Origin of the sequence: Methyloversatilis sp., from assembly GCF_030698125.1 — a bacterium.
Taxonomy (GTDB): domain Bacteria; phylum Pseudomonadota; class Gammaproteobacteria; order Burkholderiales; family Rhodocyclaceae; genus Methyloversatilis.
On record NZ_JAUYNV010000051.1, the window covers coordinates 103,352 to 111,485 of the forward strand.

Below are 8,134 nucleotides of genomic sequence, written 5' to 3' on the forward strand. Positions count from 1 at the left end.
CAAGGAGAACCTCCATGCACGACAAGCGCAAGACGACGCGCGGCCTGATCGCCGCCACCCTGCTGGCCGGCCTGGCCAGCGCCGCGCAGGCCCACACCGGCCACGGCACCAGCAGCCTGTTCGAAGGCCTGGTGCACCCGTTCGGTCTCGACCACCTGCTGGCCATGGTGGCCGTGGGCGTGTGGTCGGTCTCGGCCCTGCCCGCGGGCAAGGCCTGGTGGGGGCCGGCCACCTTCCTGCTGGCGCTGGTGGCGAGCGCCGCGCTCGGCACGCTGGGTCTCGGCCTGCCCTACCTCGAACACGGCGTGGCGCTCTCGGTGGTGCGGTTCGGCCTGATGCTGGTGCTCGCGCGCCGGCCCCTGCCGGCCGCGCTGGGCCTGGGCCTGGGCCTGGTGGCCGCCGCTGCGTCGCTGCACGGCCTGGCCCACGGCGCCGAAACGCCCGCGGGCGGCTTTGCTGGCTACGCGGCGGGCTTCCTGCTGACCACGGCCGCGCTGCACACCGGCGGCGTGCTCGCTGGCCTGGGCCTGCGGCGCTGGCTCGCGCAGCGCAGCGCCTGGGCGCTCGGCGGCATGGGCACGGCGCTGGGCGCCGCCGGCATCCACCTGTTCGGGCAGCTGGCGGCCTGAGCGCCGGCCACCACCACCCGGTACCACCCAGGAGGCCACCATGTCCACATCCCATCCCTCACTCGTCCGCGCGCCCGCGACGGACGACAGCGCTGTGCAGCACGGCCAGACCATCAAGTCGGTCTATGTGTACGAGGCGCCGGTGCGCATCTGGCACTGGATCAACGCGCTGGCCATCACCGTGCTGGCCATCACCGGCTACTTCATCGGCGTGCCGTTGCCCACGCAGCCCGGCGAGGCCAGCGCCAACTACCTCATGGGCTACATCCGCTTCGCCCACTTCGCCGCTGGCTACCTGCTGGCCGTGGGCATCGCGGGGCGCGCCTACTGGGCGCTGGTGGGCAACCACCACGCGCGCGAGCTGTTCTGGGTGCCGGTGTTCCAGAAGGCCTACTGGGCCGAGTTGTTCGCCATGCTCAAGTGGTACGCCTTCATTTCCGCGCGGCCCGGCCGCTATGTGGGCCACAACCCGCTGGCGCGCCTGGCCATGTTCAGCGGCTTCCTCATGATCACGCTGTTCATGATCGTCACCGGCTTCGCGCTGTATGGTGAAGGCGCGCAGATGGGTTCGTGGCAGGAGCGCCTGTTCGGCTGGGTGATCCCGCTGTTCGGCCAGAGCCAGGACGTGCACACCTGGCACCGCATGGGCCTGTGGGCGATGGTGCTGTTCGTCATCCTGCACGTCTACGCCGCCATCCGCGAGGACATCATGGGCCGCCAGAGCATCGTGAGCACCATGATCTCGGGCTACCGGACTTTCAAGGACTGACCCGCCGCGGTCGCTTCCTGAAAAAACGAACCATGTCCGGCCGCCTCCCCGCCCGCCTGCACGCCGCCGCACCGGCCCTGCCGCCGATGGGCGTGCCGCTGCGCCTGCCCACGCACCCGGGGCGCCTGCTGGCGCGCACCTGCCTGGCGCCGCTCTCGCTCAACCAGAGCGAGGCGGCGCGGCTGCTGGGCATGTCGCGCCGCCGCCTGCACGAGCTGGTGCATGGCCAGCGCGCGATGTCGACCGACACCGCCATCCGCTGCGCGCGCCTGTTCCGCATCGATGCCGGCTTCTGGCTCGCGCAGCAGGCCGCGTGGGACAGCTTCCACACCTGGAAGCGCCTGTGCGCCGTGGCGCGCACGGCCCCGCTCCAGCCCTGAACCCTTTTTGACAGGTCGCACCCCCATGAGCCGCACCTCGCCCGAAACCCGCTGTCACCCCGGTGGTGACAGCACGTCCGCGCCGTCCATCTGTGTGCTCGGCATCGGCAACCTGCTGTGGGCCGACGAAGGTTTCGGCGTGCGCTGTGTCGAGGCGCTGCAGCAGCGCCACGAGTTCGCGCCCCAGGTGTCGCTGGTGGACGGCGGCACGCAGGGCCTGTACCTGATCCAGCACGTGCAGTCGGCCGACCGCCTGCTGATCTTCGACGCCATCGACTACGGCCTCGAGCCCGGCACCCTCAAGCTCGTGCGCGACGACGACGTGCCGCGCTTCATGGGCGCGAAGAAGATGAGCCTGCACCAGACCGGTTTCCAGGAGGTGCTGTCGCTGGCCCAGCTCACCGGCCAGTACCCGGCGCAGGTGCTGCTGATCGGCTGCCAGCCGCAGGAACTCGACGACTACGGCGGCAGCCTGCGCCCGGTCGTCAAGGCCGCGATGGACGAGGCGCTGGCCCTGGGCGTGGCGGAGATCGCGCGCTGGGGCGGCCAGCCGGTGCCGCGCCGCCAGCCGCTGCGCGGGCGCGAGACCGTCACCATGGACGAGCTCGCGCTCGCCGCGTACGAAACCCTGCGCCCGGCGCCCGAAGCGGCCTGCCGCGAGGGCGACGAACGCTTCTTTCCCAAGGCAGCCTGACATGCAAGGCCCCCACGTTCACTTCGTTCACTGCCCCCCGAGGGGGCGCTCAGCGCCCTTCGGGCGGCCGGGCGGGCGCTGACATGTGCATCGGCATCCCCATGCAGGTCGGCGCGGTCGAACCCGGCCACGCCGTGTGCGAGGGCCGGGGCGAGCGCCGGCGCGTGAGCACCGCGCTGGTCGGCGCGGTCGCGCCGGGCGACTGGCTGCTGGTGTTCCTCGTCGATGCGCGCGAGCGCATCGACGCCGCACGCGCCACCGAAGTCAACGCCGCGCTCGACCTCGTGCTCGGCGCCATGCAGGGCCGCGGCGCCGATGGCGACGCCGGCTTCGCCCTGCCGTCGCGCATGAGCGCGCAGCAGCTGCGGCAACTCGCCACCGGCCGCTGAACCCCTTTTTTCCAGGAGACCCCATGACCACCGACACCCCGATCCGGCCGCTGGCCGTCACCCCGCCCAGCACCGACCCCGCGCCTCCGCTGGTGATGCGCCTGGCGCGCGACTTCGGCGCCGACTGGGTCGACGAGACCAGCGTGAGCGAATGGACCGCCCGCGAGGGCAACCGCGTGGTGCTGCTCGCCGGCGACGCGGTGCGCTTTCCCGAAGGCCAGGACGTGGCCGCCGTGCTGCCGGAGCTCATGAAGGTGTTCCCTGGCCGCTTCGAGGTGGCCGTGGTGCCGCGCGACAGCGAGGACGCGGTGGCGCGCCGCTACGGCTCGCAGCGCTGGCCCTCGCTGCTGTTTTTCCGCAGCGGCCAGTACGTGACCGCGATCGCCGGCATGCAGGACTGGGACGTCTACCTGCAGGGCGTGGACGCGGCGCTGCGCATGCCGCCCTCGCGCCCTCCCACCATCGGCATTCCGGTCGTCAGCAACGGCAAGCCGGCCGACAGCAGCGGCGGCTGCCACTGAAACCCGTCAACCGAGGAACCCTCATGAAAGAATTTCCGATCCCGCTCGTGGCCCTGGGCCCCGGCACGCACACCGAAGACGAATCGCTCGACTACCTGCCCTTGCCCAAGGACATGGACACCTACCGCCCGCCGGTGCTGCCCGAGCCCGAGGAACTGGTCGGGCTGGACCAGGCGCGCGACGCGCTGCAGCAGGTGCTGGCGCTGCTCGAACGCGGCGCCGAGGGCGGTGCGCCCGGCATGGTGGCGCTGGGCCTGCTCGCGCCGCGCGATTTCCGCATCATCAACCAGGTGCTGGGCGAAGGCGAGGCCAGCGCCATCGTGCAACTGGGCGCGGGCAACCTGGAGGTGCGCGTGCAGGAAGCCGTGTACGCCGGCGTCTGGCGCCTGATGACCTGGCGCCACGAGGAAGGCCGCGACAGCGTGCTGGTGGACGACGCGATCGAGGTCGGCCCGGTGCCCTCGCTGTTCGCCGCCACCGCCGCCGAAGACGTGTGGGCGGCCTACCCGCTGTGGCAGGGCGCGCTGCCGCCCAATGTGCAGAACGCGCCGCTGCTGGTCGATGAAATCCGCGACCAGGTGTCGCGCTGGCAGGTCGGGCAGGTCTCGCACGTGGTCAACCTCACGCTGCTGCCGGTCACGCCGGAGGACATCGGCTTCCTCGACCACCAGCTCGGCACCGGCCGCGTGCTGATGCTCTCGCGCGGTTATGGCAACTGCCGCATCTCCAACACGCGCTTGCCGAACTGCTGGCGCGTGGTGTACTACAACTCCATGGACAAGGTCATCCTCAACACGGTCGAGGTGGTGGACATGCCCGAAGTGGCCATGGCCGCACCGGAAGACCTGCGCGATTCGCACGAGCGGTTGCGCGAGGTGATGGCCTGGCTGGAGGCCACATGAGTGTCGATCACTTCGAGGGCTTCGAAGGTTCCTACCTCGGCAACCGCGAGGTGCTGCGGCCGGATTCGCGCCTCGAATGCAAGATCTGCTGGTGGGTCTACGACCCGGCGCTGGGCGACCCGCAGTGGCAGATCGCGCCCGGCACGCCGTTCGCCGACCTGCCGTCGCACTGGCGTTGCCCCAACTGCGACTGCGAGCCCGACCAGTTCCTGCTTTTGCCGGAGGAGGGCGCCACATGATTGCCCCGTTGCCGCCCCTGTCGCCGCGTGTGGACGCGCTGGTGGCGCACTTCGAGCGCGTGCAGGCCGAGCGCATGCAGGGCATTCCGCTGCTGAACCGGGACCTGCATGTCGAGGCGGTGGACTTCGTCTGGGGCACACCGCTCCCCGAAGACGACGGCGAGCTGGTGGCCGAGGGCGTGCTGATCACGCCGTGGTTCATGAGCCTGCTGCGCCTGCCCGCGCAGGCGCAGCCGCACGGCAACCGGGTGGGCCGCAGCGCCGTGCGCGACTTCGGCAGCGAGCGCTTCGATTTCATCGGCGCGCACGACCCCGCGATCGGCTACCACGAGACCTGCGCGCTGTTTTCGCCCATGGGCGGCTTCACCACGCAGGCGCTGGCGCGCGAGACCGCGCGCGCGGCGCTCGCCCTCACGCGGCCGGCGCCCGTGGCAGCGCCCGTGCCCGCGCGCCGCGCCTTCTTTCTCGGCCGTTCCACCGCCGGGGTGCAGTCATGAGCGGTATGGCGCTGCCCGGCCTGCAGGGCCTCGCCGGCGCGCTGCGCATCACGCCCGGCGCGCCGCCGCCGCACGGCCTGCAGAGCTCGCGCCAGGACTGGGCCGCGCGCCTGGGCCATGGCGTGCCGGCGGCCAGCCTGCCCGGGCTCATGGCCAGCCTGTTCAACCTGTGCAGCCACGCGCACCGCCTGTGCAGCCAGCTGGCCATCGGCGCGGCCGCGCCCGGCCTGCTGCCGCCGCCGTCCGACGTGGCCGAGCGCCTGCGCCGCGAGACCGCGCTCGAACACATCCGCCGCATCGGCCTGGACTGGCCGCGCCTGCTCGCCACCGGCAGCGGCGAGGGCGCCGCGCCGGCCGCCGCGGCCGCCTTGCGCCGCTGCCCGCAGCCGGCGCAGGACGCCGGCGACCCCTGGCCCGCGCTGCGCGACTGGCTGCAGCACACGCTGCTGCACATGCCGGTGGCCGACTGGCTCGCGGCCTGGCGCGCCGGCGGTGCCGACTGGCTCTGCACCTGGAGCCAGCGCCACACCGGCTGGTTGCCCGCGCTGCTGCGCGCGGCCCGCACGGCCGATGCGGGCGCGCCGCTTGCGCCCGACGCCGCGCTGCGGCCCCACACCGATGCGTCCAGCCTCTGCATGCTCGGCGCCACGCTGGCGCTCAAGCCCGCCTTCGCGCTGCGCCCCTTGTGGAACGGCGCCTGCGCCCACACCGGTCCCTGGAGCCGCCTGAGCGGCGCGGCGGACGATGCGCCGCTCACGCCCTGGGCGCTGCTGGGCACGCGCCTGGCCGAGCTGTGCCAGCTGTCGCTGGACGAGGGCGGTGCCGTGCTGGGCTCCGGCGCCGTGGCCACCGGGCCGCGCCGTGGCCTGGCCTGGGTGGAGATGGCGCGTGGCCTGCTGGTGCACCAGGTCGAGGTCGACCCGGCCTCGCAGCGCGTGCTGGCCTGCCGCGTGGTCGCGCCAACCGAGTGGAACTTCCACCCGCACGGTGCGGTGGCGCAGCGGCTGGCCCGGCTCGACCCCGACCTGCCGCCCGCCGAGCTGGCGCGCCGCATGCACCTGCTGCTGGCGGCGTTCGACCCCTGCGTGCCGTTCGGCATCGAGCGCCTCGGCACCGCGCGCGCCCCGTTGCGGGAGGCCGGCCATGCATGAAGCCAGCATCGCCGGTGGCGTGCTCCAGCTGGTGGAAGACACGGCCGCGCGAGAAGGCTTCAAGCGCCTGCTGGCGCTGCGGCTGGAGGCCGGCCAGCTCGCCGGGGTGGACGTGCGCGCGCTGCGCTTCGCGCTCGAGAGCCTGGCCCCCGGCACCTTGCTCGACGGCGCGACGATCGAGATCGAAGAACCTCCCGGCCAGGCCTGGTGCCTGGCCTGCTGCCAGACCGTGGCCCTGCCGCAGCGCGGCGACGCCTGCCCCTCTTGCGGTGGCTACCAGCTGCAACCGACCGGCGGCGACGAACTGCGTGTGCTGGACATGCGGGTGGCCGATGATTGAATCCCCACGAGAACAGGAGACCGACCATGTGTGTCGTATGCGGATGCAGTGACAACAGCCCGGCCCATGCCCGGCATGTACAGACACAGACGGGCGAGGCCGGCGTGGTGCGGGTCAACCCCGGCAACGGCGACCTGCATTTCGGTGCCGGCGCCGCGCGCGTCTCGGTGCCGGGCATGAGCCAGGCGCGCGCCATCCGGCTGGAGACCGACATCCTGGGCGCCAACAACCGCGTGGCGGCGCAGAACCGCGCGCACTTCGAGGCCCACGGCGTGGCCGCGCTCAACCTGGTGTCCAGCCCCGGCTCGGGCAAGACCACGCTGCTGTGCGCCACCATCGAGGCGCTCAGGGCGCGCGCGCCCGGCCTGCACGTGGCGGTGATCGAGGGCGACCAGCAGACCAGCTTCGACGCCGACCGCATCCGCGCCACCGGCGCGCCCGCGATCCAGGTCAACACCGGCAAGGGCTGCCACCTCGACGCGCCCATGGTGGCCGAGGCCTTCGCCCGTCTGCACACGCACCAGGAGCCGGGCCACCACCACCATCACCATCACCATGGCGACGATCACGATCACCAGGACCACAGCCTGCTGTTCATCGAGAACGTCGGCAACCTGGTGTGCCCCGCGGTGTGGGACCTGGGCGAAGCCGCCAAGGTGGTGATCCTCTCGGTGACCGAGGGCGAGGACAAGCCGCTCAAGTACCCCGACATGTTCGCCGCGGCCTCGCTGATGGTGCTCAACAAGACCGACCTGCTGCCGCACGTGCGCTTCGACGTGGCGCGCTGCATCGAACTCGCGCGGCGCGTGAACCCCAGCATCGAGGTGATCCAGCTCTCGGCCACCACCGGCGAGGGCATGGATGCGTGGCTGCACTGGCTCGACCACCGCACCGGCCACGACCACGACCACCACCCCCACCACGGTCATCACGACCACCACCATCCCCATGGCGCCCACCCGTGAGCGGCCCCCGGTGCTGGCCTGCGGCGCCTGGCTGAAGAACGCCGCCTGCCTGCTGGACGCGCGCGGCGAGCCCGCGTGGTCGGCGCTGCACGGCGACCTGGGCGACCCGGCCGCCTGCGCCGCGCTGGAGGCCTCGGCCCAGGCCCTGCTGCAGCAGCATGCGGCGAACGGCGGCGCGCCGGTGCGCGCGGTGGCGCACGACCTGCACCCCGATTTCTTCAGCACCCGCTTTGCGGTGGAGCTGGCGCACACGCTGGGCGTGCCCGCCATCGGCGTGCAGCACCACCATGCGCACATCGCCGCCGTGGTGGCCGAACACGGCCTCGACGGCCCGGTGATCGGCCTCGCGCTCGACGGCGTGGGCCTGGGCACCGACCGCACCGCCTGGGGCGGTGAACTGCTGTGGCTGGAGGGCGCGCGCTGGCAGCGCCTGGGCCACCTGCAGCCACTGGCCCTGCCGGGCGGCGACCGCGCCGCGCGCGAACCCTGGCGCATGGCCGCCAGCGCCCTGCATGCGCTGGGGCGGGGGGCCGAGGTGGTGCCGCGCTTCGCACCGGTGGTGGGCGAGGCCACGGCGCGCGACTTGGCACGACATTTCGGCAACCTGGAGCGGTTGACGAATGCCGATGAGGAAGAGGTCCAGGAGGTGAAGGACGTG

General features: G+C 72.6%; 13 protein-coding genes. All 13 read left to right on the plus strand.

What is annotated here, in order from left to right; all coding sequences use genetic code 11:
• Window positions 1–14: 14 nt before the first annotated feature.
• A complete protein-coding gene (locus Q8Q80_RS16990; RefSeq protein WP_305634055.1) occupies window positions 15–629 on the plus strand; it encodes a HupE/UreJ family protein in 615 nt (204 codons plus the stop codon).
• A 40-nt stretch (window positions 630–669) separates the two neighbouring features.
• On the plus strand, window positions 670–1,398 hold the full coding sequence (gene cybH / locus Q8Q80_RS16995; protein ID WP_305634056.1) for a Ni/Fe-hydrogenase, b-type cytochrome subunit: 729 nt from the start codon (window positions 670–672) through the stop codon (window positions 1,396–1,398).
• Between the two features lie 32 nt (window positions 1,399–1,430).
• Entirely contained in the window at window positions 1,431–1,778 is a 348-nt protein-coding gene (locus tag Q8Q80_RS17000; protein WP_305634057.1) for a HigA family addiction module antitoxin, read from the plus strand.
• A gap of 25 nt (window positions 1,779–1,803) precedes the next feature.
• On the plus strand, window positions 1,804–2,472 hold the full coding sequence (locus Q8Q80_RS17005; RefSeq protein WP_305634058.1) for a HyaD/HybD family hydrogenase maturation endopeptidase: 669 nt from the start codon (window positions 1,804–1,806) through the stop codon (window positions 2,470–2,472).
• A gap of 83 nt (window positions 2,473–2,555) precedes the next feature.
• Complete coding sequence (locus Q8Q80_RS17010; protein WP_305634059.1) at window positions 2,556–2,861, plus strand: HypC/HybG/HupF family hydrogenase formation chaperone; 306 nt, start codon at window positions 2,556–2,558, stop codon at window positions 2,859–2,861.
• Window positions 2,862–2,884: 23 nt separating this feature from the next.
• On the plus strand, window positions 2,885–3,382 hold the full coding sequence (locus Q8Q80_RS17015; protein WP_305634060.1) for a hydrogenase: 498 nt from the start codon (window positions 2,885–2,887) through the stop codon (window positions 3,380–3,382).
• A 23-nt stretch (window positions 3,383–3,405) separates the two neighbouring features.
• Window positions 3,406–4,284, plus strand: coding sequence for a hydrogenase expression/formation protein (locus tag Q8Q80_RS17020; RefSeq protein WP_305634061.1), 879 nt, complete (start codon window positions 3,406–3,408; stop codon window positions 4,282–4,284).
• Complete coding sequence (locus Q8Q80_RS19865; RefSeq protein WP_371132780.1) at window positions 4,281–4,523, plus strand: rubredoxin; 243 nt, start codon at window positions 4,281–4,283, stop codon at window positions 4,521–4,523. Before Q8Q80_RS17020 ends, Q8Q80_RS19865 begins: the two co-directional genes overlap by 4 nt.
• Window positions 4,520–5,020, plus strand: coding sequence for a [NiFe]-hydrogenase assembly chaperone HybE (hybE, locus tag Q8Q80_RS17030; protein WP_305634062.1), 501 nt, complete (start codon window positions 4,520–4,522; stop codon window positions 5,018–5,020). Before Q8Q80_RS19865 ends, hybE begins: the two co-directional genes overlap by 4 nt.
• Complete coding sequence (locus tag Q8Q80_RS17035; protein ID WP_305634063.1) at window positions 5,017–6,171, plus strand: hydrogenase formation protein; 1,155 nt, start codon at window positions 5,017–5,019, stop codon at window positions 6,169–6,171. The genes hybE and Q8Q80_RS17035 overlap by 4 nt, the downstream gene beginning before the upstream one ends.
• On the plus strand, window positions 6,164–6,511 hold the full coding sequence (locus Q8Q80_RS17040; protein WP_305634064.1) for a hydrogenase maturation nickel metallochaperone HypA: 348 nt from the start codon (window positions 6,164–6,166) through the stop codon (window positions 6,509–6,511). The genes Q8Q80_RS17035 and Q8Q80_RS17040 overlap by 8 nt, the downstream gene beginning before the upstream one ends.
• Before the next feature lie 26 nt (window positions 6,512–6,537).
• Window positions 6,538–7,476 (plus strand): hydrogenase nickel incorporation protein HypB, encoded by a 939-nt coding sequence (gene hypB / locus Q8Q80_RS17045; RefSeq protein WP_305634065.1) that lies wholly within the window; start codon window positions 6,538–6,540, stop codon window positions 7,474–7,476.
• A partial coding sequence (locus Q8Q80_RS17050; RefSeq protein ID WP_305634066.1) for a helix-hairpin-helix domain-containing protein occupies window positions 7,460–8,134 on the plus strand: 675 nt, incomplete at its 3' end. The genes hypB and Q8Q80_RS17050, both read left to right, overlap by 17 nt.